The 21,017-nt window shown below is 33.5% G+C and carries 25 protein-coding genes and 5 tRNA genes; 13 read left to right on the top strand and 17 right to left on the bottom strand.

All coding sequences use genetic code 11. The annotated features are described in order from the left end of the window. The first annotated feature begins 10 nt into the window (after nucleotides 1-10). The 5 genes from ACPWTF_RS10745 to ACPWTF_RS10725 all read left to right on the top strand — a co-directional run bounded on the left by ACPWTF_RS10745 (nucleotide 11) and on the right by ACPWTF_RS10725 (nucleotide 2,740). The gene (locus tag ACPWTF_RS10745; RefSeq protein WP_248728511.1) at nucleotides 11-307 is read left to right on the top strand and encodes a hypothetical protein; all 297 of its coding nucleotides are present in this window, start codon (nucleotides 11-13) and stop codon (nucleotides 305-307) included. Nucleotides 308-335: 28 nt separating this feature from the next. Continuing rightward, nucleotides 336-626 (top strand): hypothetical protein, encoded by a 291-nt coding sequence (locus ACPWTF_RS10740; RefSeq protein ID WP_248728510.1) that lies wholly within the window; start codon nucleotides 336-338, stop codon nucleotides 624-626. A gap of 18 nt (nucleotides 627-644) precedes the next feature. Next, nucleotides 645-938: a hypothetical protein gene (locus tag ACPWTF_RS10735; RefSeq protein ID WP_427875416.1), complete on the top strand. Its 294-nt coding sequence runs from the start codon at nucleotides 645-647 to the stop codon at nucleotides 936-938. A 14-nt stretch (nucleotides 939-952) separates the two neighbouring features. Further along, nucleotides 953-1,249 carry a hypothetical protein gene (locus ACPWTF_RS10730; protein WP_427875415.1) on the top strand — a complete coding sequence of 99 codons (297 nt, stop codon included), beginning with the start codon at nucleotides 953-955 and terminating at the stop codon, nucleotides 1,247-1,249. 135 nt (nucleotides 1,250-1,384) lie between these two features. Then, nucleotides 1,385-2,740 (top strand): sigma-54 dependent transcriptional regulator, encoded by a 1,356-nt coding sequence (locus ACPWTF_RS10725; protein ID WP_320494232.1) that lies wholly within the window; start codon nucleotides 1,385-1,387, stop codon nucleotides 2,738-2,740. A 39-nt stretch (nucleotides 2,741-2,779) separates the two neighbouring features. Here ACPWTF_RS10725 and ACPWTF_RS10720 read toward each other — a convergent pair whose 3' ends face one another. Further along, nucleotides 2,780-5,224, bottom strand: coding sequence for an ATP-binding response regulator (locus tag ACPWTF_RS10720; RefSeq protein WP_427875414.1), 2,445 nt, complete (start codon nucleotides 5,222-5,224; stop codon nucleotides 2,780-2,782). A 184-nt stretch (nucleotides 5,225-5,408) separates the two neighbouring features. Beyond that, the gene (locus ACPWTF_RS10715; RefSeq protein ID WP_427875413.1) at nucleotides 5,409-7,310 is read right to left on the bottom strand and encodes an alpha/beta fold hydrolase; all 1,902 of its coding nucleotides are present in this window, start codon (nucleotides 7,308-7,310) and stop codon (nucleotides 5,409-5,411) included. Nucleotides 7,311-7,623: 313 nt separating this feature from the next. On the opposite strand from ACPWTF_RS10715, the gene ACPWTF_RS10710 reads away from it, so the two are divergent. Genes ACPWTF_RS10710 through ACPWTF_RS10700 form a run of 3 tightly spaced genes read left to right on the top strand, consistent with a single transcriptional unit; the run spans nucleotide 7,624 to nucleotide 10,473 of the window. After that, on the top strand, nucleotides 7,624-8,739 hold the full coding sequence (locus ACPWTF_RS10710; RefSeq protein WP_427875412.1) for an NAD(P)/FAD-dependent oxidoreductase: 1,116 nt from the start codon (nucleotides 7,624-7,626) through the stop codon (nucleotides 8,737-8,739). After that, nucleotides 8,736-9,527, top strand: a complete 792-nt coding sequence (mtgA, locus tag ACPWTF_RS10705) for a monofunctional biosynthetic peptidoglycan transglycosylase (protein ID WP_427875411.1) — start codon at nucleotides 8,736-8,738, stop codon at nucleotides 9,525-9,527. Before ACPWTF_RS10710 ends, mtgA begins: the two co-directional genes overlap by 4 nt. Then, nucleotides 9,502-10,473, top strand: a complete 972-nt coding sequence (locus ACPWTF_RS10700) for a lipid A deacylase LpxR family protein (RefSeq protein ID WP_427875410.1) — start codon at nucleotides 9,502-9,504, stop codon at nucleotides 10,471-10,473. The genes mtgA and ACPWTF_RS10700 overlap by 26 nt, the downstream gene beginning before the upstream one ends. 239 nt (nucleotides 10,474-10,712) lie before the next feature. Here ACPWTF_RS10700 and tnpA read toward each other — a convergent pair whose 3' ends face one another. From tnpA to ACPWTF_RS10675, 5 genes are all read right to left on the bottom strand, one after another. Continuing rightward, complete coding sequence (gene tnpA, locus ACPWTF_RS10695) at nucleotides 10,713-11,165, bottom strand: IS200/IS605 family transposase (protein WP_427875409.1); 453 nt, start codon at nucleotides 11,163-11,165, stop codon at nucleotides 10,713-10,715. A 195-nt stretch (nucleotides 11,166-11,360) separates the two neighbouring features. After that, nucleotides 11,361-11,945: an SMI1/KNR4 family protein gene (locus ACPWTF_RS10690; protein ID WP_427875408.1), complete on the bottom strand. Its 585-nt coding sequence runs from the start codon at nucleotides 11,943-11,945 to the stop codon at nucleotides 11,361-11,363. A gap of 35 nt (nucleotides 11,946-11,980) precedes the next feature. After that, nucleotides 11,981-13,012: an oxidoreductase gene (locus ACPWTF_RS10685; RefSeq protein ID WP_427875407.1), complete on the bottom strand. Its 1,032-nt coding sequence runs from the start codon at nucleotides 13,010-13,012 to the stop codon at nucleotides 11,981-11,983. A gap of 42 nt (nucleotides 13,013-13,054) precedes the next feature. Continuing rightward, complete coding sequence (locus ACPWTF_RS10680) at nucleotides 13,055-13,645, bottom strand: hypothetical protein (protein WP_427875406.1); 591 nt, start codon at nucleotides 13,643-13,645, stop codon at nucleotides 13,055-13,057. After that, nucleotides 13,642-14,085 (bottom strand): hypothetical protein, encoded by a 444-nt coding sequence (locus tag ACPWTF_RS10675; protein ID WP_427875405.1) that lies wholly within the window; start codon nucleotides 14,083-14,085, stop codon nucleotides 13,642-13,644. The genes ACPWTF_RS10680 and ACPWTF_RS10675 overlap by 4 nt, the downstream gene beginning before the upstream one ends. Nucleotides 14,086-14,239: 154 nt before the next feature. Here ACPWTF_RS10675 and ACPWTF_RS10670 point away from each other — a divergent pair, with 154 nt between their 5' ends. Beyond that, nucleotides 14,240-14,461 (top strand): hypothetical protein, encoded by a 222-nt coding sequence (locus ACPWTF_RS10670; protein ID WP_427875404.1) that lies wholly within the window; start codon nucleotides 14,240-14,242, stop codon nucleotides 14,459-14,461. 175 nt (nucleotides 14,462-14,636) lie between these two features. Here the strand turns inward: ACPWTF_RS10670 and ACPWTF_RS10665 are convergent, their stop codons facing one another. The 6 genes from ACPWTF_RS10665 to ACPWTF_RS10640 form a co-directional block, all read right to left on the bottom strand. Beyond that, entirely contained in the window at nucleotides 14,637-14,885 is a 249-nt protein-coding gene (locus ACPWTF_RS10665; protein WP_427875403.1) for a GIY-YIG nuclease family protein, read from the bottom strand. Nucleotides 14,886-14,949: 64 nt separating this feature from the next. Further along, nucleotides 14,950-15,023: transfer RNA gene (locus ACPWTF_RS10660), tRNA-Ala, on the bottom strand. A gap of 6 nt (nucleotides 15,024-15,029) precedes the next feature. Further along, a tRNA-Phe gene (locus ACPWTF_RS10655) sits at nucleotides 15,030-15,102 on the bottom strand. A 6-nt stretch (nucleotides 15,103-15,108) separates the two neighbouring features. Continuing rightward, nucleotides 15,109-15,181, bottom strand: a tRNA-Phe gene (locus tag ACPWTF_RS10650). A 6-nt stretch (nucleotides 15,182-15,187) separates the two neighbouring features. Further along, nucleotides 15,188-15,260, bottom strand: a tRNA-Phe gene (locus ACPWTF_RS10645). Nucleotides 15,261-15,347: 87 nt separating this feature from the next. After that, nucleotides 15,348-15,422: transfer RNA gene (locus ACPWTF_RS10640), tRNA-Phe, on the bottom strand. Nucleotides 15,423-15,527: 105 nt separating this feature from the next. On the opposite strand from ACPWTF_RS10640, the gene ACPWTF_RS10635 reads away from it, so the two are divergent. The 4 genes from ACPWTF_RS10635 to ACPWTF_RS10620 all read left to right on the top strand — a co-directional run bounded on the left by ACPWTF_RS10635 (nucleotide 15,528) and on the right by ACPWTF_RS10620 (nucleotide 17,881). After that, entirely contained in the window at nucleotides 15,528-16,292 is a 765-nt protein-coding gene (locus ACPWTF_RS10635; protein ID WP_427875402.1) for an enoyl-CoA hydratase/isomerase family protein, read from the top strand. Nucleotides 16,293-16,382: 90 nt separating this feature from the next. Further along, a complete protein-coding gene (locus ACPWTF_RS10630; RefSeq protein ID WP_427875401.1) occupies nucleotides 16,383-16,559 on the top strand; it encodes a hypothetical protein in 177 nt (58 codons plus the stop codon). Nucleotides 16,560-16,592: 33 nt separating this feature from the next. Beyond that, nucleotides 16,593-17,045, top strand: coding sequence for a 6-pyruvoyl trahydropterin synthase family protein (locus ACPWTF_RS10625; RefSeq protein WP_281634078.1), 453 nt, complete (start codon nucleotides 16,593-16,595; stop codon nucleotides 17,043-17,045). Between the two features lie 92 nt (nucleotides 17,046-17,137). After that, a complete protein-coding gene (locus ACPWTF_RS10620) occupies nucleotides 17,138-17,881 on the top strand; it encodes a UDP-2,3-diacylglucosamine diphosphatase (protein WP_095928326.1) in 744 nt (247 codons plus the stop codon). On the opposite strand, the gene ACPWTF_RS10615 is transcribed toward ACPWTF_RS10620, so the two are convergent. The 4 genes from ACPWTF_RS10615 to ACPWTF_RS10600 form a co-directional block, all read right to left on the bottom strand. Continuing rightward, nucleotides 17,882-19,090 carry a cytochrome c3 family protein gene (locus tag ACPWTF_RS10615; RefSeq protein ID WP_427875400.1) on the bottom strand — a complete coding sequence of 403 codons (1,209 nt, stop codon included), beginning with the start codon at nucleotides 19,088-19,090 and terminating at the stop codon, nucleotides 17,882-17,884. An 83-nt stretch (nucleotides 19,091-19,173) separates the two neighbouring features. Then, entirely contained in the window at nucleotides 19,174-19,530 is a 357-nt protein-coding gene (locus ACPWTF_RS10610; RefSeq protein ID WP_111425144.1) for a hypothetical protein, read from the bottom strand. 96 nt (nucleotides 19,531-19,626) lie between these two features. Continuing rightward, nucleotides 19,627-19,983: a hypothetical protein gene (locus ACPWTF_RS10605; RefSeq protein WP_427875399.1), complete on the bottom strand. Its 357-nt coding sequence runs from the start codon at nucleotides 19,981-19,983 to the stop codon at nucleotides 19,627-19,629. Between the two features lie 160 nt (nucleotides 19,984-20,143). After that, complete coding sequence (locus ACPWTF_RS10600; RefSeq protein WP_427875398.1) at nucleotides 20,144-20,872, bottom strand: alpha/beta hydrolase; 729 nt, start codon at nucleotides 20,870-20,872, stop codon at nucleotides 20,144-20,146. Nucleotides 20,873-21,017 lie beyond the last annotated feature (145 nt).

The following is a 21,017-nucleotide window of genomic DNA, read 5'->3' as shown; positions in this document are numbered from 1 at the left end:
AACAACTATCATGAAAAATTTATTTTTATCAGCCGCAATCGTTTTGGGAGGTTTAACATCATTTGCTTCAACTTCGCCAATCTCAAATACAATCGTAAAAACAATCTCTATCCAAGATGATTATACAGAAATTAAACTGGAAGAAGTTCCAGCAGCAATTACAGATGCTCTTAAAAAAGCATATCCAGATGCTGTGCTTTCTAAAGCATTTAAAAATACAAAATCTGAATACAAGCTTGAAGTAACTGTTGGAGATAAATCAGGGAATCTTTTTGCTAACGCAGATGGAACTTGGATTAAAAAATAATTAAGTCTAACCCTTAAAAACTATTACTATGAAAAAGTTAATCTTATCGGCAGCAATTGTTTTAGGCAGTTTGTCGATGAACGCAGAAACCCCTGTTGCAACCAATTTAATGGTGCAGACAGTAAATGATCAGGATGGATACAAAGAAGTAGATGGAGTTCCCGCAGCCGTAAAAAAAGGCTTAGATGAAGCTTATCCTGGTGTAGTGCTTGAGAAAGCATGGGTAAATGATAAAAAGGAGTACAAAATTGAGATAACCGTTCGAGGTGAAAAATCGATCGTTTATACAGACGCTTCTGGTAACATTCTTAAAAAATAATTTAAACCACTAAATATTATGAAAAAGTTAATCTTATCAGCAGCGATTGTGTTAGGAAGTTTTACAGTAAATGCTACGGTTCTTCCAACAGTTTCGATTTCTCAATCAGTATTCGTTCAAAGTGAGTTTACTGAAGTAGCTATAGATGCCGTTCCGGTCGCTGTAAAGTCTACACTTGAAAAATCTTTCCCGAATACTAAGCTAGAAAAAGCTTATAAAAACGAGAAAAATGAGTACAAACTTGAGATTTCAAGTGGAGAAAAGAAGTATACTATTTTTACAGATGCTTCTGGAAATATCATTAAGAAATAATTAAAATCAGCATCATGAAAAAACTAATCTTATCAGCAATAGTGGTTCTAGGAACTCTGTCAATGCATGCAAATGTATTGTCTGTTTCTCCAAACACTAAAGCAACTGTAGCTATTCAATCAGAATACAAAGAGGTTACAGTAGATGCTGTGCCTGCACCTGTGAAAACAGCTTTGCAGACAGCTTATCCAGGAGCAAAACTGGATAAAGCATTTGTCAATGACAAAAAAGAGTACAAACTAGAAATATCAGTTGGAGACCAAAAGGCTACTGTTTACTCAGATGTCAATGGTAACTGGTTGAAGATATAATTAGGTGAATTTAGATTTATGTTTTTGGTGAAAAAGAGATTGCATTGTGCAATCTCTTTTTTTTACATATTTTGCATAATTTTATGAAATAACAAGTTTAATAATATTATTTTAGCAAAAAGACCCTACAAACAAATGCCGAAGATATTACTGATAGAAGATGATATTGCGTTCTGTAAATTATTAGAGAAATTTCTAATCAAAAAAGCCTATGAGGTAACCACTACTTTCTCAGCAACAGAAGCGCGTGAAGCAGTTAAAAATGAATCATTCGATTTGATTTTGACCGACCTTCGCTTGCCTGATTCTGATGGTATCGGACTTATGTCTGAATTTAAAAATTCTCACCCACATATTCCAGTTATTTTAATGACAGGATATTCTGATGTAAACACTGCTGTTAAAGCCATAAAAAATGGAGCGGCAGATTATATTTCTAAACCATTTAATCCAGACGAAGTTCTTCTTGTAATTACCAATGCACTACAAGCACCAAAAGAGGAAGAAGAACAGGCTCCTGTAAAAGAAAAAAAGACGGTAAAAAAACAGTCTTCATCAGGAGAAAATGAATTCGTGAAAGGAATTTCTGTTGCATCCAAAAAACTTCTAGATCACATTCAATTGGTAAGTCCGACAGATATGTCAGTTTTAATAATTGGTGAAAGTGGAACAGGAAAAGAAATCATTGCAAAAAGTATTCATCAGCAAAGCAGAAGAAAAGACAATAATTTTATTGCAGTAGATTGCGGAGCGATCCCAAAAGAATTGGCTGCGAGCGAATTTTTTGGACATCTAAAAGGATCTTTTACTGGAGCAATTAATGATAAAAAAGGATATTTTGAAGCTGCCAATGGTGGAACTTTATTTTTGGATGAAATAGGAAATCTTTCATACGAAAATCAAATCCAGTTGTTAAGAGCGCTTCAAGAAAGAAAAATTAAACCGGTAGGAAGCAATAAAGAAATAAACGTCGATATACGCATTATTACGGCAACGAATGAGGATTTACGTGAGGCAGTAAAAAATGGCGATTTTAGAGAAGATTTATACCATAGAATCAATGAATTTTCAATCCAGTCACCATCTTTAAAAGATCGAGGCGAAGATTTAATGGTTTTTGCAGATTATTTTTTAGAAAAAGCCAATCAGCAATTGCATAAAGATGTGATCGGGTTTTCTCCAGAAGTGGTTTCTATTTTTCAGAACTACTCTTGGCCAGGAAATTTACGAGAATTGCAAAACTGTGTAAAACGTGCGACTCTTTTAACTCGTGGTGATTTTATCGAAAGTGATGTGCTTCCAGCAGAATTTTTCCAGATTCAAAATCAGCCTGCTGCAACGGCCGAAGTTTTCTCATTGTCTGAAAACGAAAAAGAAACTATTATTAGTGCTTTGTCAAAAACGCAAAATAATAAATCTGAAGCAGCAAAACTGCTGAAGATTACTAGAAAAACACTTTACAATAAATTGAAACAATATAATATTGAATAAAAAAAGCAGTCTTAAAGAGACTGCTTTTTTATTGCTTCATTAAATTTCTTGTTTTAATTCCTCAAAAAGGATTTCTATTTTTTCAGATAAATCGGCGTAGATTGCTTTTATATCGATTGTATTTAAATCTTCTTTTTCTAAATTTTTTAAAATTTCGCCAATTTCATTTGCCTGAATTTGCTTAAACATTGGCGCAATACGATGTGCGATCGATTTTATTTCTTCATGATTTTTCTCTTGAACAGCTGTTTTCAAAAAGCCTAAATTTTCTATAGATGTTTCTATAAAAGAGTTTAAAACTTCTTTTAAAGCCGATTCGTCTTGTCCTAGGAAATCTTTTAAAGTATCTAAAGAATACATTTGAGAAGAATTATTGCTTTCAGTTTCTAGAAATTCGGTTGCAGGAACTTCTTCGTGATCTAAAATATGCTGAATCGTTTCCAATAAAATTTTTGGAGAATATGGTTTCTTTACAACTGTTGTAAAACCAGCATTTTTATAAACCGAAATATCCAGATCTGTCCGGCCAGTAAGTGCAATTACAGGCTGATTTTTAAAGATAGTTTCTGGAAGTTCACGAAGTTTTTCTAAAAACAAGAAACCATCAATTTCCGGCATTTGAATATCAGTGATAACAAAATCAAAACGCGTGTTTTTAATCGTTTCTAAAGCCTTAGCAGGATTCGTAAACGAAAATACATGATGTTGTTCTTGTTTTAAAACTCCAGTAGTTAGATTCAGAAGATTAATATCGTCATCAACTACAATGAAAGTTTGTTTCTTAGTGTTTTTTGATGGTTTGCTTTTAATCTCATTTGAAACAATTGGTGCAGTCTGACTGTTATCAAACAATAATGGCAATTGAATGGTGAATGTGCTTCCTTTTCCAAAAATACTGTCCAAACTTAAGCGTCCGCCCAAAATAGAAATAATCTTTTGGCAGATTGATAATCCTAAACCAGTTCCGCCGTATTTTTTTTCAATGCCTTCATTTGCTTGTGCAAATTCTTCGAAAACCAATTTCTGATTCGCTTTTTCAATTCCAATTCCAGTGTCTTGAATTGAAATTGTAAAAGACTGCTCGTCATTCGCGTAAGCGGCAATTCGAATATGACCTTCTTCTGTAAATTTATAGGCGTTACCAACAATATTTGTCAAAATTTGTTTTAAACGAAATGGATCTCCAACAATACGTTTCTGAAATTTTTCATCCACATTAATTATAAGATCAATATCTTTTTGTTTGTACACCGTTTGGATATTTCTCGCAACATCTTCGATAATTTCTGGCAGTGAAAACGGAACTTTTTCTATAGAAATTTTTCCTGCTTCGATCTGAGAGAAATCCAATAAATCCTGAACAAGCTGCGTAATATATTCAGACGAATTTTTTATGTTTTTAATGAAATACGATTGCTTGGTGTTGACATCTGAATTTCCTAAAAGTTCAGAATAACCAACAATGGTACTCAAAGGCGTTTTCAAATCGTGACTTACGGTCGAAATTAATTGTTCCCGACTTTTCAGCAGATTCTTTGTTTTGAAATTGGCGATTTCCAACTGTTTTTTATACAATTGAGATTTAGAATAATCGCTTACAATTAGAATCGAGAAAAAGAGCGTTAGCAATAAACCAATTACGGCAGATGCTGTGACAATTTCGTTGACTCTTTTTAATGATTTTTCTTTTAATGAATTGTTTTTTATCGAATTAATGATGATTTCTCGTTCGATAATTCGTAGTATTTTTCGAAGCTGATCAGAAATTGCAATCTCATTTTGAAGTAGTTTGTTTTCTTCAAAATTCAGAGATTCTTTCTTTTTTTCAGCTTTTAATTTTACAGAACTCAAAAGCTTTTTAGAATTGGCTAAAATCGAATCAGAAGCTTTTTTACTTAATGTGTTTGTGCTGTCGTCAGGAATATTCGAGTTTAAATAATCTACATATTGTTGCAAAACACTTCGCTGGTAACTTCCTAACTGATTTGGGTTTTTGGTGAAATCCTGAAGTTCGAGTTTTCTTAGATTAAACTCCATTTTCGTGATTTCATCAATTGCTGTATTTACCGAAGTTTCGTCGTCTGCTTTATTCTTGATTTCTCTTAATTGTTTAATGTTTTCTGTCTTTTCAGCCAAAAAATAATTCACACTATCTAAAAGCGTTTTCTGATACTCGGTAGTAACAATTTGTTTTAAAGTATCAATTCGTTTTCGGAGAGAATCGGTTTCGATAAGATAATTTTTGAAATCTTTTTCGGAGTTATTTTGAATGGTTTGCCTTGCTAAACTTTCAGTTTTATAGACATTTGAATATAATTTACTAACTCTAAGAATTTTGGTTTTTTCTAAAGCAATTTTATCTTCCAGTTTGTTATAAACGACATTTTCAGAATATAGAAACCATCCAACCGTTACAACCAAAGCCAATAATGCAACATAGCTGAATAAAACTTTGATTGCGGTGTAACTTCTTTTGGTCTCCATATTTTGCTTAAAAGATTTGGGAATTAGGTCCCGAAGCCTCGGGATTAAAACATTGCAATTTATCTAAAAAAATCTGTTTTCGGAAGAGTAAATCTATCCAATATGTTATATAATTGTAAGGTTTGAAAATGAAAACAGCCGTAGATTATGTAAATCTACGGCTGTAAAATATTCTTTTTAGGTGTTACAAAGTTTCATCTAACCATTTGAAAAATTCACCTTGCCAAACCTGTGCATTTTGTGGTTTTAATACCCAGTGGTTTTCGTCTGGGAAATACACAAAACGGCTTTTGATTCCTCTTAACTGAGCAGCTTGAAAAGCTTCCTGGCCTTGCCCGATCGGCACACGGAAATCTTTTCCTCCTTGAAAAATCAAAATTGGCTTATTCCAGTTTTGAACCAAAGTTGCAGGATTAAAAGTTGTGTAGGCTTTTTGCGCTACAGCATTATCTTTTTCCCAGTATCGTTCGCCAAAATCCCAGTTATTAAAGAAAACTTCTTCAGTTGTTCCTAACATAGAAACGGTATTGAAAACACCATCATGAGCGATAAAAGTTTTGAAACGATTTTTGTGAATTCCAGCTAAATAAAATACAGAATATCCTCCATAACTAGCGCCAACACAACCTAAACGGCTTTTGTCAACATAACTTTCTTTTGCCACATCGTCAATTGCAGAAAGATAATCGTCCATAACTTGTCCACCCCAATCTTTACTAATTTGCTCGTTCCATTCAACTCCGTGTCCTGGCATACCGCGACGGTTTGGAGCTACAACCACATAACCTTTAGCGGCCATTAAAGAAAAATTCCATCGGAAAGAATACGATTGTGTTAACGCACTTTGTGGTTCGCCTTGGCAAAATAACAAAGTAGGATATTTTTTTGAAGCGTCAAAATTTGGAGGAAGAATTACCCAAACCAGCATTTTTTTACCGTCAGTTGTTGTAACATAACGTTTTTCCGTTTTGCTTAAAGCTAAAGTTTTATACGTTTCAGTATTGATGTTTGATAATTGTTTCCAAGTATTTTTCTTCAAATTGAAAGAATAAATTTCTCCCGCATGATTCATATCAGTTCTTGTTACGATGATATCGTCTCCAGAAAAGCCAATTAAATCATTCACATCAAAATCTCCGTTTGTCAATTGACGAACGTTGATTGCGATTTTAGTTAAACCAGGGAAATTAACAGAGAAAAGTTGTTTTGTTCCATCAATTGGTGCAACAAAAAATACTGTTTTCCCGTCTTTGTTCCAGATAAAATTATCTACAGTTCCGTCCCAGTTTGCCGTTAAGTTTGTTTTAATTCCTTTAAATTCAACAATAATATCGTTTTTATCAGACTCGTAACCGTCGCGTTTCATTTGTAGCCAAGACAAATTTCCTGTTGGTGAAAATTGTGGAGCCGTATCGTAACCTAAATTACCTTCAGTTTTATTCGTTGTTTTTTGAGTTTCTAAATTGTACTCATAAATGTCTGTGTTGGTAGAAATCGCGTAGGCAGTTCCTGCTTTTTTCTTGCATACATAAAAAATGCTTTTGCTGTCTGGAGACCAGATGTAATCTTCGTCACCACCAAAAGGCTTTTGCGGAGAATCGAAAGTTTCACCTTTCAAGATGTCGATTCCTTTTGCTCCGTCTTTGTTTTCTTTATAAAAAACGTGATTAAACTTTCCTTCGTTCCAAGTATCCCAATGACGGTAATCCAATCCATCATAGATTTGAGCATCAGATTTATCAAGACTTGGGTAGAAATCTTTACCTAAAACTTTGTCGATTTTTACTTCATCATTATAAACAACAAATTTTCCGTCAGGAGAAATATTTTTGTCTTTTAAAACGTCTTTTGTGTCTTTGATTTCAGTGGCATTACCTCCGTTTACTGGAATAATATAAAGTTTAGAAGTCGATTTGTTATCGGCAACAGAAGGTGTTGAAACCTTGTAAACAATATTTTTTTCATCTTTCGAAAGTCCGAGTGGAGTTACTCGTCCTAATTTCCATAACAATTCCGGAGACATTACATTCTGTCCGATAGCATTTAAACTCATCATTATTAAGGTTGTTACTACTACTTTTTTCATAATCAAATTATTCTTTTTTTTGTGTGCTAAAAATACAACATTTAAAGGCCAAGTTGTTAAAATCCAAATCCCAAAAAATGTTAAAATTCCAATGTGAAGAAATTCCTATTTGTCACCCTGAGCGAAGTCGAAGGGCTTATCGAGATGTGGCTTCGACTTCGCTCAGCCTGACAGTTCGAGTAAAATTGTAAGCAATCAAGTTTTTGGAATTTGGAATTTCATTTAGTTTTGGATTTTAAAAAATTGTAATTTAACCCAAGATTGGAATTTGGAGTGTAAAGAATTGAAATTTATTTTTTAAAATAAAAAATTTATGGAACTAAGCTATTGGGAACTTAAAAACTGGTTTACGAATATAGATTATACTATTGTAGGAAGCGGAATAGTTGGTCTTCATACCGCATTACGCTTACGCGAAAGATTTCCTGCTGCAAAAATTCTGGTTCTTGAACGCGGAATGCTGCCTCAAGGAGCAAGTACCAAAAATGCTGGTTTTGCCTGTTTTGGAAGCCTGTCTGAAATTATGGATGATTTAAAAACAAATTCAGAAGAAGATGTTGTGGCACTTATTGAAAAACGATGGAAAGGATTGCAATTGCTCCGAAAAAGATTAGGAGACGTGGCAATCGATTTTAAACCTCACGGGGGATACGAATTATTTTTGAAAGAAGATGAATTTGGATTTAATGAATGTATTTCGAAAATTCCGTTTATCAATGAAATTTTAAAACCACTTTTTAAAGCTGATGTTTTTTCGAAAGAAGTAGACCGTTTTGGATTTGGAAATAGTAACGAGTATTTAATTTTTAATCCATTTGAAGGACAGATCGATACTGGAAATATGATGCAGGAATTGTTGAAACAAGCAATTTCGGAAGATATTTTAATCTTAAATCAGCAAACGGTAAAATCGTATATCGATGCAGGAAATCAGGTTGAAGTTGTAGTAAACGATTTTAGTTTTAAAACCCAAAAACTGCTTTTTGCGACCAACGGCTTTGCGGGCGAACTAACAAAAGGTGCTGTAAAACCGGCGAGAGCGCAAGTACTTATTACAGAGCCCATTCGCAATTTAGACATCAAAGGAACGTTTCATTTAGATCGAGGCTATTATTATTTCAGAAATATTAATGACCGTATTTTATTAGGCGGAGGAAGAAATCTTGATTTTGAAGGAGAAACAACTACTGAATTTGGACAGACGAAAATTATTCAAAATAGATTGGAAGATTTACTGAAAAATGTAATTTTACCAAATCAGGATTTTCAGATTGCGCACCGATGGAGTGGGATCATGGGAATCGGAAATAGTAAGAATCCCGTCGTAACCCAACTTTCTGAAAATGTATTCTGTGGAGTGCGTTTAGGCGGAATGGGAGTCGCGATAGGCAGTTTAATAGGAACAGAATTAGCAGATTTAATAGAATGAAAGTAACCAAAAAACCGGCACCAAAAACAACTACAAACAAACCAAAACCTAAAACTTCGGCTTCAAAAAAATCGAATCGTTCTTTTGGAGAAAAAGTGAAATGGTTTTTTATTAAAGCCGCTTTATGGTTTTTTGGAATTTCTATCGGGTCGGTTATATTTTTTAAATATGTTCCTGTACCATTTACGCCATTAATGCTCATTCGTGCAATCGAAAATAAAATGGCAGGAAAAGAAGTTTACTTTGACCACGATTGGGAACCGATTGAAAAAATCTCAATGAATTTGCAAAAAGCAGTTATTGCCAGTGAAGACGGAACTTTCCTTACACATAATGGTTTCGATTTTAAAGCATTGCAAAAAGCATATAAAAGCAACGAACGCGGACGCCGAATTCGAGGCGGAAGTACGATCTCCCAGCAAACAGCCAAAAATGTCTTTTTATGGCAAGGAAAAAGTTATTTCCGTAAAGGTTTAGAAGCGTATTTTACGATTTTGATTGAAATTGTATGGGGCAAAGAGCGCATTATGGAAGTTTATTTGAACAGTATCGAAATGGGTGATGGAGTTTATGGTGCTTACGCAGCAACAGAACATTGGTACCGTAGAGATGCTTCGAGTTTAACGCCAATGCAGGCAGCAGGAATTGCAGCGATTCTTCCAAATCCAAGAAAGTTTAAAGCTACAGGATCTTCAAGTTATATCAATAGAAGAAAAGAACGAATTGTACGTGAGATGCATTACGTTGGAAAAATCAGTTATAATGGAAAAGAAGAAAAGAAAAAGTAAAAAATCGCTTTTTGCTTTTCTAATATTGACCGTAACGCTCGCTTTTGGACAAGGAAAAACTGCAGAAATAGGTTTTATATCTGATAACGATTTATATACATCGTCTAAATACGATATGTATTATACCAATGGTTTGGAGCTTTTTTATCGTTTTTTATCAAAAAATGACAATCCGAAAATTAATAAAGAAATGACCGAATTTAGAATTGGGCAGTATCTTTACAATCCGAGATTTTTAAACAAAGAAGCAGTTACGGTAAACGATCGTCCTTTTGCAGGTTATCTTTTTGCTGAAGTAGGAAAAAGCTTTTTTTATCAGAGCGAATCGGTTTTAAAGACCGATTTTCAAATTGGTTTTCTTGGACCGAATGCTTTGGGTGAGGAATTACAGGAAGGTTTTCATAAAATAATTGGCTACAAAAAAGTATATGGCTGGCAAAATCAGATTCATAATGCTTTAGGGGTTCAGGCTCACGCTATTTATTCTAAAAAAATGTTTCCTTCAAAACATAATGATTTTATAGATCTTCATTGGCAGTCAGAAGGAAATCTGGGAACGATTTTTTCAGGAGTTTCAACAGGATTTATGGCTAGATTCGGATTTAAAAAATTACTGCCAATTTATGACTCTAATATGCATGATGCTTCGATAAGTACACAAATTCAACCAAACATTAGAGAATTTTATTTCTACGCAGCGCCAAGTGTCAACTATCAGTTTTATGATGCTACAATCGAAGGAAGCATGTTTAACGATACAAGTCCGATTACTTTTGAATTGGAGCCACTTCGTTTTAATGCCGAAGCTGGTTTAAAATACCGACACAACAATTTCAATATTTCGTATTCTTTTCTTTATCGAGGAAGAGAACTGAATGACCCTGGAATTGATACTAATTCGGGATATTTTTATGGTTCGATAAGGATGGGGTTTTTGTTGCGATAGTTATGTGAGGAAGTTATGTTAGGAAGTTATGTGAGATAGTGGTGCGAGATAGTGCTATGAAATAGTGCGTTGCACTATCTTGATGTATTTTAGGCTTTCAGCCTAAATCCCTAATAGTAGCTCTGAAAGAGCAAAACCAACAGAATAGTGCAACGCGCTATTGACAATAGGCGTAACCCGATATGAATGTGAATGTTATGAATGTGAATATAGAGAGTTAGCCCTGAAAGGGCGAAAGCCTAATCCCAAAGATAACGTTCGTCATATTCAACATTATATTTGTTTAGAAAGGCTAAAAGTTCTTTTTTGAATGTCTTTTTTCTATGATGTTCCTCTTGGTTTTTAATATACTTTATCACTATATCTAATTGAGAAGGATTAACAGAAAAAATACCATAACCGTCCTGCCAGTAAAAGTTTGCATAACGCGAATCTACTGTTTTTACCCATTTTGATGATTGTTTTTTTACTTCTTCAACCAATTTCATTTGCGTAATTTTTTTAGACAGCAGACATAAAATATGAACATGGTCATCATGTCCTCCTATTTGAATAGGATTGCATTCTAAACCTTTGCAAATCCCTCCAAGATATGCCCATAATTTTTCTTTCAGATTGTCATCAATAAATGGATAACGCCTTTTTGTGCTAAAGACTAGATGCACATATACTTTGTATAATGATTGTGGCATGTTTTTCTCTTTTGTTATTACATTTTATGAATTTTAAGCCGTAAGATGAACGATTTGAAATGCAAATATTGTATAAGTAAATAGAGAATTTGGATCTTAAAAGTTTTATTTATGACACAATAGGGCATAATGTAAAAAAAGCCACTTCTGTTAATTTCCAGAAATGGCTTTTTGTTATAATGAATAGATTGCCCTTTAATCCCAACGGCTTAAATTTCCTTCGGCACGTTCAAATAATTCTTCCAAAACATTTTCCAAAGATCTTTCGGGAAGACCAGATTCTAAAAAATCCAGTAATTGATCTGTAGTAGCTTTAATATTATCCTGATGACAATAAATGTTGGTAAAGTTTCCGTTTTGATCAAAAATAACATATTCGCTACTTTCCTCTATATCTTCTTCAGATGTCATCCAGCCAATACATTGAAAGTTTGAATTTATTTTTTCAGTTTCTTCTAGAGTAAGCAATTTGTATTTCTGAAGTTCTGGTCTGTCATTTCCCCAATAAGCAATAATCATATCGATAATACCTGTAGAATTATGGGCAAAATCGGCTCTCTGTTTCATGTATTGGGTTAGATTTTGAGCAGAAGAAATACAAAAAATCTCATCAGATTCGATACCGCCAATAGTTTTATAAAATTCGATTAATTCTTTTGGTAAAGGAAGAGAGAAATAAGAAGTCAATTCTTGTATTTCTTCGTCTGAAGCCGGAGACGATTCTTTGATTTCATCGTATTCAAGTTCACATTCGATAATGCGTATTTTTATTTGTTCCATGGTTTTCTTAGAATTGATGTTGTTGCAAATGATTATTAATGACGATTATCGCATTGCAGAAAAATCTCCTCATTAGATTTGTCAATAATTGAAATATTTGGGCAGCCAAAAGACATATATTCGAAACCAAAAACAACTTCAGGTTTATTTTTAAAAAGTTTTCCTATCCATTGATCAATAGAATCGTCTCCATTTTCATAATTTAATGGAGCAGGAGATGTGCCTTCGCTTTGGCTAAAAAGTTTTTCGATTATAACATTTTTCGTTTTAGAATCGACAACCAAAAGACGTCTGCCATAAATTATTTTATTGCTATCTAGATAGTCTTGTAAAAAATACTCATAGCTTTCTGTTTTGTAAAAATACGTATTCCCTGTTACTGTGTTCTTTAACAAAGTACGGTCGTTATTTTTCATTGCTCTTGATGGATAATCCTTTTTTGCAATTTTTTCCCATGTAATAGGCTTCAAACGTTCCTTCGAGAACGGATTTTCTTTACCTACATATACCAAAGCATCTCTATAATATTCGCTGAATCCATTTAAATATTTTTTGCTGATTTCAAACCCAATCATAAAATCATAATTTTGGTATGGCCAATCTTCTTCAGAAGAATAACCATTTAACATTGCAGCAGTTTTTAGGTTTTTTACAGCAAAAGAAACGTGTTTGTTTTTAGCATAATCGATTATGAAAACAGAATCGGTTTCAGATATGTTGGTTTTAGACAAAAACCTTTTTCTATAGTTTTTGTCAAACGTGAAATACACCGCATTGTACTTTCCTATTTTTTGGATGTTTGGTAAAGCAAGAGTATCTTTTTCGTCGTTTACAGGATAAATATCCGAAAGAGAAACAAAAGCAACATCGCTGCTGTCTTTTGGAGTAATTGTAAATAAATTGATGCTTTCTTTTCTTGTAGCATCTTCGGTTTGAAGAGTATCCGTTTCAGTTTCTGCGTTTTCTGTCACTTCAGGAAGTGCAGTTGTTGTGGTGTTTTCTTTTTTATTGCAGGCAGATAATAGAATTAAAAAAGTGGCTAATAATAAAAACGATTTTGTTGTCATTATTTAAATTTGATTTTGGGGTTCGCTATGTACGAAAGTACTTTAATTGTTTTTTATTGCAATACTATTTCCTGTGTTTTTATCGAAAGTAATAGTTTTGTTTGGTTCGCCGTAAAAGAGAGTCAAAGTCAGCGTGCTATCGGTTTCACTTCTAAAAATAATATCTTTTGCCGTCCTGATTTTAATGTCCAAATTATCATTCATAAGCTGAGAGTCGGTGCATTTGATAATTCGTTTTTCAAATAATCCTTTCTTCTCAATTACCTCCAACCACGGATGAACCATCACACCGTAACCCACAATTTGTACTCTATAATTTTCATTTAAGTCTTTATTTTGGTACAAACCTAAAGATGTGCTTGAAAGCAGTAAAGTATAAAACGGAAGCATCATGGCAATAATGCTAATTGCAAATGTTACGATTATCGCTGCCAAAAGAAGTTTTGCCAAGAGTTTTTTCCAAAAAACAATAATTATTACAAAGTTGCTTATCAGCCAGAGCCATGATAAAACTACATCGCTATAATAACCACGAAGACTAATTTCTTTAAAGTAATATAAAAGGCAGTCCATTACAAAAAGTGTCCAGATGATGAAATAGATTCGTAAAAGTGTTTTTTTACCCGAACTCATAATTTTCTTGAGATATAGTTTAAACTAAATACTGTAACAATAGATAAAATTGAAATAGGAAGGAAGGAGAATTTAAAAGTATACATTATTTCTTCTTTAAAGAGATAGGTACTCCAAGCAGATTCTCGATCTACAAAAATGGTGTAATTCCAGAAAAACCAAACAGTAATTAAGATTAGTAATTGAAGTATAGCTTTTAGATTACTGTTTTTAATGAATGAAAGAGCCAGTAAAACTATGGATAAGAAAACAGTAGAAAATAAAGTCATTAAATAAGCATCGTCAAAAAAAGAACAATCTAAACAGCCACTTGATATTTTATCAGAAAAGCTTCCCATTGCCCAATATATTTCAATTAAAGTAAAAACGAAAAGTAAAACTGCAATTATAAGAGGTTTCTTTGTGAATGAGAATATTTTGTGTTTTAAGGTTTGATCCATTTGGAAATGTTTGATAAACTATTAAAAATAGCGTGTTTTGAATTTTGTCTCATGCAAAAATAGAAAACAGTTTTTTAAAGAAATATCTTTCAAAGGATATAATTGCATTAAAATAGGTTTTATTAAAAAATAAAACACTTAACTGTTTGATAACATGAAAGATATTTTTAATTATTTACTTTTAATTAAAAATTTAATTATGGATATCAATTGGAACATAATAGCGGTTGTAGCAATATTGGTAGTTATTCTTGTTGTGATAACAATCAGAAAAAATCTTCGGGAGAAAAAGAAATTGGAAAATTTGCTGAACAACGATTTTAAAAAAGCTGAGAAAGACAGGGTTGATGCTGATGATTCGGCGGATGAGAAATAGTTGATTTTATAATCTTTAAAATTCTATTCATAGCGATAGATTTTTCATTTCGATTTCTATGACAAAATTATAGAAAAGACAAAACCCTTGTAAAATAAAGCTTTACAAGGGTTTTATGTTTATTGTGGAGAATACCGGATTCGAACCGGTTACCTTCCCGATGCATCGGGATACTCTAGCCTTTTGTTTCTATTAGGGTTTCAATGTATTTCCGACTTTTCATTTTTTTTATTTGTAATTCTCTTTGATAAGCTTCACTTCTGGTAGCAAATGTTTCTGAATATTTTAATACCCAGTCTTTCACAATTTTTGTGAATTTACTTCTGCTATTTAAATGATCTTTTAAACGCTGTTCAATATTTTGGCAGGAACCAACATAGTATTTGTCTAAGGTTTTTGAATATATGATGTAGATATAAAACATAAAATGTGTGCTAAAAAAAAATACCCAAACAACAGTATCTGTTTGGGTATTTTTAAATTATTTGTGGAGAATATCGGATTCGAACCGATCGCCTCTACGCTGCCAGCGTAGCGCTCTAGCCAAATGAGCTAATCCCCCGTTTGTTGAGAAATAGAATTCAAACTGTCACCTTCCCGATTTTTCATCGGGACGCTCTAGCCAAATGAGCTAATCCCCCGTTTGTTGAGAAATAGAATTCGAACTGTCACCTTCCCGATTTTTCATCGGGACGCTCTAGCCAAATGAGCTAATCCCCCGTTTGTTGAGAAATAGAATTCGAACTGTCACCTTCCCGATTTTTCATCGGGACGCTCTAGCCAAATGAGCTAATCCCCCGTTTGTTGAGAAATAGAATTCGAACTGTCACCTTCCCGATTTTTCATCGGGATACTCTAGCCAAATGAGCTAATCCCCGTTGGTTTTTGAAAAATACCAGATTCGGACTGTCACCCTCCCGATTTTTCATCGGGACGCTCTAGCCAAATGAGCTAATCCCCCAAATGCGTTAACAAATTAAGTCAATTAATTCTCAAAAAACAAATTTCCAGAAGTTTCGTATCAATTATTTTCAAAAGCGTAACTTTACCTTTAAATGTAATTTTTATGAGCCTAGAAAATACAAACGGAAGCTTAGAAACTTCTTTTCAAAATACGATTGCGACTGTGCAATTTGGTCATCCAGCAAGTAATTCTTTTCCGCGTGAATTGTTAAACAGACTTACAGCTGAAATTAATTCTTTAAGCAGAAATGAAGAAGTTTCGGTAATTGTTCTGAAAAGTGAAGGAGAAAAGACGTTTTGCTCTGGCGCTTCTTTTGATGAACTTTTGAAAGTTGAAAACGAAGAACAAGGTCTAGAGTTTTTTTCAGGTTTTGCACATCTGCTCAATGCCATGCGAAATTGCAACAAAATTATAATTGGACGTGTTCAGGGAAAAGCAGTGGGTGGTGGTGTCGGAATTATTTCGGCTTGCGATTATGTTTTTGCAACTTCTCGAAGTGATATTAAATTATCAGAATTAGCAATCGGAATTGAACGATTCGTAATTGAACCTGCAGTTTCTAGGAAAATAGGAAAAACAGCAATGACACAAATGACATTAGCGGCTCACGAATGGAAATCGGCAAATTGGGCTTTTGAAAAAGGACTTTTTTCGGTTTTATGTGACGCTGAAAATTTGGATGCTGAGGTTGAAAGTTTTGCTCAAAAACTAAGTTCTTATAATCCTGAAGCGCTTTATGAAATGAAAAAGATTATTTGGGAAGGAACAGAACAATGGGAATCTCTTTTATTTGAGCGTGCTGCCATTACAGGTAAACTCGTTTTGTCTGATTTCACTAAAAACGCTTTGTTGCAATTTAAAAAATAGGTATGATATAAGTCATTGATTTTAGAAAAATGGGAGCATAGCTTTGAAAAATATTTTAAAATCAAATTTTCACTATATAAATTATTGAACATGACTATTATTTCGTTAATGCAAAAAGTTGACATTGCAGAGAAAATTAAAGATGCTCCAGACAACGGTTATCAAATTGGCGTTGTCATTGGATCTTTCATTCCGTTTCTAGTTTTGGGCGGAATTGCTTTGTGGATGTATACTCGTGCTAAAAAAAGAGCTAAAAACGGCAATTAATTTGTAAATTTGCAAGCTTAAAATTAAAAATCGATGAGTAATATCAGAATTACAAAACAATTTAGTTTCGAAACCGGTCACGCTTTGTACGGTTACGACGGAAAATGCAAGAACGTTCACGGACACAGTTATAAATTATCGGTAACAGTTATTGGTTCGCCAATTACAGATCGATCGAATGTAAAGTTCGGAATGGTTATTGACTTTTCTGATCTAAAGAAAATTGTAAAAGAAGAAATCGTCGATCAGTTTGATCATGCTACAGTTTTCAATCAGACAACTCCGCATATCGAATTGGCAAATGAATTGAAAAACCGTGGACATCACGTTATTTTGGTAGATTATCAGCCAACAAGCGAAAATATGGTGGTCGATTTTGCAGAGAGAATCGTGGCAAGACTTCCAGAAGGAATTTCTCTTTTCTCATTAAAACTTCAGGAAACAGAATCGTCTTTTGCAGAATGGTACGCATCGGATAATATCTAAAACTCCAATTTTTTTAAATTCCAAACTCTTCGACTTCGCTCAGAGAGACAAAAGTCTAAAATTCTAAGAAGTCTAGTAATCTAAAACTCTAAATGAAAAAAATATATTTTGCTTCAGATCAGCATTTTGGTGCGCCAACTCCAGAATTGAGTTTACCGCGTGAAAAGAAATTCGTGGCTTGGCTTGATGAGGTTAAAGAAGATGCCGAAGCAATTTTTTTATTGGGAGATTTATTCGATTTTTGGTTTGAATATAAAACCGTTGTTCCAAAAGGTTTTGTACGCATATTAGGCAAACTGGCTGAAATTCGCGACAGCGGAATTCCGATTTACTTTTTTGTCGGTAATCATGATCTTTGGATGAATGATTATTTTGAAACCGAATTGAATATTCCGGTTTATCACGATAATAAAGAATTTACCTTTAACGGAAAAACCTTTTTAATTGGTCACGGTGACGGAAAAGGTCCTGGTGATAAAGGTTATAAAAGAATGAAAAAGGTTTTTACCAATCCGTTTTCAAAATGGCTTTTCCGCTGGCTTCATCCAGATGTTGGCGTAAGTTTGGCTCAATATTTATCAGTAAAAAACAAACTGATTTCTGGTGACGAAGACGTGAAGTTTTTAGGAGAAGAAAACGAATGGCTGGTTTTATATGCCAAACGAAAACTAGAAACCAAACATTACAATTATTTCATTTTCGGACACCGCCATTTACCAATGATTATTCCTGTTGGAGAAAACTCCGAATATGTCAATCTTGGCGATTGGATCGGATATTTTACTTACGGTGTTTTTGACGGCGAAAAATTCGAACTTAAAAAATTCGAAAAATAATTACTTCGCATTCGGATAAATTCCGATTTTATGCGTTCGCAAAATATATTCTGAAAGCTGTTTGCTGTTTGAAAGCTGAAACTTAATTGCTCCAGATGCTTTTTTCGGCATGTGGCATTCTACACAATTGCTCGCTAATAATTGCTCTGGCATTGTTTTTAAAGTGGTTTCTTTGTGCTTTAAGCCTTGATGACAGCTCATACAGATTTTAGAATAGGAAGCCAAGTTTTTAGAGGCATTTTCATGAGGATTATGGCAGGTAATACAATCCATTTTGTCGCTTTTTATAAAGCATTTGCTCTGCGCCATCAATCGATACTGATTGCCATGCACATCAAAATTTGTTGTGTCATTAATGCTTTTGGTTTCGCGAAAGAACTCCGATAAATTATCTCCAGGTTTAAACTCAAAACGAGATTTTAGTTTCATACCATCGTTTCCTGCGTGGCATAAAGCGCAGGCATCAAGTTTTTGCTGTCTGTTTAAGTTTTTAAAACTTGTAATGCTATTGGCAACTTTTACGTTTGAATTTTTTAAATGAAAGTTCACATGTTTTTTAGCAGGACCGTGACAGCGCTCGCAGTCAATTCCGTAAACAATTGTTTCTTTTCGGATGATATCTTCAACATCCATAGACATCATATTTCTTTGTTCAGAATTTTGATTCACGCTTCGGCTGCTGGCATTTGAGGCGTGGCACGAATAGCAGTCTTTAACCACCATTCGATCAAAATAGGGTTTGTCTGCAGGAAAACCAGGACTTGTTGCCCAATTGTTTATGGAGTGATAAAAAGAAACTGGCAATTCGTATGTATTGTTGTCTTTCCAGTAAACTGAAGTTTGAGCATGTTTGGTTCCAAATACAATTTCAAATTTGTATTTAGCTGTTTCTTTACCGTTTTTATAAACAACTTGATACAAACTGTCGCCACGTTTTTCCATGACCAGTTTGGTGTCTTTATCGTAAATGAAGGTGTGATTTTTAGAATCGAAATCGCCTAAAACGTTTCCTAAAATTGCTGGAGAAGTTGCTTTAAAGTGCGAACTTTTGAATGCCATATCAGATTCTACTTTATGACATTGTATACAACTCTCAGATCCCGCATAATCAGTTCCGCGCGGATCAATATATTCTTCAGATTTGTTATTGCAACCGACAACGAGAATTGCCAGAAGTGTTAGAGTTAGTCGAAATACAGCTTTTTTCATTGCTGTAAATATACTTTTTTTTGAATTGAATCGAAATATATTTCAATAATGAAAAAATGCTGTTAAAATATTTAGAATGCTTCTTAATTCATGCCAACTCCATAAACATACTCATCCAGTTCGATTTTAAATAAAGAGCCTTCAACCAAATCTTTAATCGATTTTAATTCGGTCATGTTTACAGCCAAATCTATAGAATTGCAAGGTGTTTTCAATAAAAACTTATGGCAAGAATATTTCATTTCGCATGCTTCGCAACAAGCATTTTCTATCATGCTGTCTTCAATCAAATCGCAAAAATGATTTAATTCTTGAACCGTAAAATAAAAGCCAGTTTCTTTAAAAACCAATTGCACTTTGTCGGAAATTGTAGTGTTATGATCTTTCCAGTAAAAAGCTATTCCAAAGTTGTTATGATATATCTGCTCAATTTCTCTCATCGTAAATCCTTTTATTTCAACAAATATAAATATTATTTATATTAATTCTAAATAAAAAAATCATAAAAGTTTGAAAAAAAATCTTTCCAGCTGGCTTTAGTTCATACCCGAACCGTAGATATATTCATTGAGATTAAGTCGAAATAAAGAACCATCAACTAAGTCTTTTATAGAATTTAACTCCATTGGAGATATTTCTAAATCCAACGCAACATAAGGAGTCTTCAATAAAAATTTATCGAAGGCGCGTTTTACACCATGCGTGTCATAATTATTATGGTCTGTTACGCAGTCTTCAATTAAATCGTGAAATTCATTTAATTCTTGAACCGAAAAATAAAATCCCATTTGTTTAAAAAGCAATTGGATTTTATCTGATATAATTTCGTTGCCTTCTTTCCAATAAAATGAAATTCCAAAATCGTTTCGGTATATCTGCTCGATGTCTTTCATGGCAATTTTTTTAGGCCACAAAGATACGAACTGTTTGTATTAATACTTGACTAAGAAAAGCATAAAAAAAAGCTAAAAACCAACATGACTATTTGATTTTTAGCTGTTTATAAAGTATTTGTGATTTTGCTTTTTTATGAAATTCTATCTCATAATAAGATTATTTCAACCAATTTTTTAGCTTAGAAAGAAATGCTGTCTGTTGGTCAACAAATAAATAATGCGAGCAATTATCAAGGAAAGCAAAGTGATTTTCTCCAGTAATTGCCTTAAGAGAATTAATTTGTGCCGATGAAAAAATACCGTCATCTTTTCCGTAGATTTCATAAATAGGAACTCCAGCAGATTTGATTTTCTTTAAAATCGCGCGCGTATCGATGTTATTTTGTTTTTCATTTTGATAAAAAAGAAGTGGAGCATTTTTATTTCTAATATTCGTTTTATAAAATTCTCCAGCTTCATAATCAGAATAAAGCTTTTTAGATTCTGCTGTCGGATTTGGCATTTTAAAAAAGCCATTTTCACCAGCAAGGTCATAACATCCTTTTCTGTATGCGGCTGAGTTTTTATTAAGATTCTCAACAATGCTGATTTTTTTTAATTGTTCAGAATCGTTGCTGTACTTTTTCTTCAGCGTATTTAAAATGTGATCGTAAGTTTCCTGTTGAGAAAATAAAGCGCCAGCCAAAACCAATCCACTTACATTTTTCGGATATTTATGGGTATAAAGTGTCGCAACTAAACCGCCAAAACTATGACCTAGTATAACGGCTTTCTTTAAGTGATATTTTGAATAAATTGAGTTCAGATCCTGAAAAGCTTCTTCATAAGTAAATTTTGCATTTGGGTCTGCAGATCTTCCTTCTCCTCTTCGGTCATAAGCAATCACATAGAAGCCTTGATCGGCCAGTTTTTGAGCCGTTGTTCCTTCAAATAAAGTTGCGTTGCCACTTGGTCGCCATGAATGAAAATTATGGGTTTGTTATTTTCATTTCCGTAAGTTTTGATATAGAGATTTTTCCCTTTTGCGAAAA

This window comes from Flavobacterium sp. MMS24-S5, assembly GCF_050320125.1.
Taxonomy (GTDB): domain Bacteria; phylum Bacteroidota; class Bacteroidia; order Flavobacteriales; family Flavobacteriaceae; genus Flavobacterium; species Flavobacterium tyrosinilyticum.
The sequence above is the reverse complement of the archived record's forward strand: the minus strand, read 5'-3'. Positions and strand labels throughout refer to the sequence as shown.

Bases quoted from the DNA above. Each gene is read 5' to 3' on its own strand.
- ACPWTF_RS10745 (WP_248728511.1), top strand. From the start codon at position 11: ATGAAAAATTTATTTTTATCAGCCGCAATCGTTTTGGGAGGTTTAACA.
- ACPWTF_RS10740 (WP_248728510.1), top strand. From the start codon at position 336: ATGAAAAAGTTAATCTTATCGGCAGCAATTGTTTTAGGCAGTTTGTCG.
- ACPWTF_RS10735 (WP_427875416.1), top strand. From the start codon at position 645: ATGAAAAAGTTAATCTTATCAGCAGCGATTGTGTTAGGAAGTTTTACA.
- ACPWTF_RS10730 (WP_427875415.1), top strand. From the start codon at position 953: ATGAAAAAACTAATCTTATCAGCAATAGTGGTTCTAGGAACTCTGTCA.
- ACPWTF_RS10725 (WP_320494232.1), top strand. From the start codon at position 1,385: ATGCCGAAGATATTACTGATAGAAGATGATATTGCGTTCTGTAAATTA.
- ACPWTF_RS10720 (WP_427875414.1), bottom strand. From the start codon at position 5,224: ATGGAGACCAAAAGAAGTTACACCGCAATCAAAGTTTTATTCAGCTAT.
- ACPWTF_RS10715 (WP_427875413.1), bottom strand. From the start codon at position 7,310: ATGAAAAAAGTAGTAGTAACAACCTTAATAATGATGAGTTTAAATGCT.
- ACPWTF_RS10710 (WP_427875412.1), top strand. From the start codon at position 7,624: ATGGAACTAAGCTATTGGGAACTTAAAAACTGGTTTACGAATATAGAT.
- mtgA (WP_427875411.1), top strand. From the start codon at position 8,736: ATGAAAGTAACCAAAAAACCGGCACCAAAAACAACTACAAACAAACCA.
- ACPWTF_RS10700 (WP_427875410.1), top strand. From the start codon at position 9,502: ATGGAAAAGAAGAAAAGAAAAAGTAAAAAATCGCTTTTTGCTTTTCTA.
- tnpA (WP_427875409.1), bottom strand. From the start codon at position 11,165: ATGCCACAATCATTATACAAAGTATATGTGCATCTAGTCTTTAGCACA.
- ACPWTF_RS10690 (WP_427875408.1), bottom strand. From the start codon at position 11,945: ATGGAACAAATAAAAATACGCATTATCGAATGTGAACTTGAATACGAT.
- ACPWTF_RS10685 (WP_427875407.1), bottom strand. From the start codon at position 13,012: ATGACAACAAAATCGTTTTTATTATTAGCCACTTTTTTAATTCTATTA.
- ACPWTF_RS10680 (WP_427875406.1), bottom strand. From the start codon at position 13,645: ATGAGTTCGGGTAAAAAAACACTTTTACGAATCTATTTCATCATCTGG.
- ACPWTF_RS10675 (WP_427875405.1), bottom strand. From the start codon at position 14,085: ATGGATCAAACCTTAAAACACAAAATATTCTCATTCACAAAGAAACCT.
- ACPWTF_RS10670 (WP_427875404.1), top strand. From the start codon at position 14,240: ATGAAAGATATTTTTAATTATTTACTTTTAATTAAAAATTTAATTATG.
- ACPWTF_RS10665 (WP_427875403.1), bottom strand. From the start codon at position 14,885: ATGTTTTATATCTACATCATATATTCAAAAACCTTAGACAAATACTAT.
- ACPWTF_RS10635 (WP_427875402.1), top strand. From the start codon at position 15,528: ATGAGCCTAGAAAATACAAACGGAAGCTTAGAAACTTCTTTTCAAAAT.
- ACPWTF_RS10630 (WP_427875401.1), top strand. From the start codon at position 16,383: ATGACTATTATTTCGTTAATGCAAAAAGTTGACATTGCAGAGAAAATT.
- ACPWTF_RS10625 (WP_281634078.1), top strand. From the start codon at position 16,593: ATGAGTAATATCAGAATTACAAAACAATTTAGTTTCGAAACCGGTCAC.
- ACPWTF_RS10620 (WP_095928326.1), top strand. From the start codon at position 17,138: ATGAAAAAAATATATTTTGCTTCAGATCAGCATTTTGGTGCGCCAACT.
- ACPWTF_RS10615 (WP_427875400.1), bottom strand. From the start codon at position 19,090: ATGAAAAAAGCTGTATTTCGACTAACTCTAACACTTCTGGCAATTCTC.
- ACPWTF_RS10610 (WP_111425144.1), bottom strand. From the start codon at position 19,530: ATGAGAGAAATTGAGCAGATATATCATAACAACTTTGGAATAGCTTTT.
- ACPWTF_RS10605 (WP_427875399.1), bottom strand. From the start codon at position 19,983: ATGAAAGACATCGAGCAGATATACCGAAACGATTTTGGAATTTCATTT.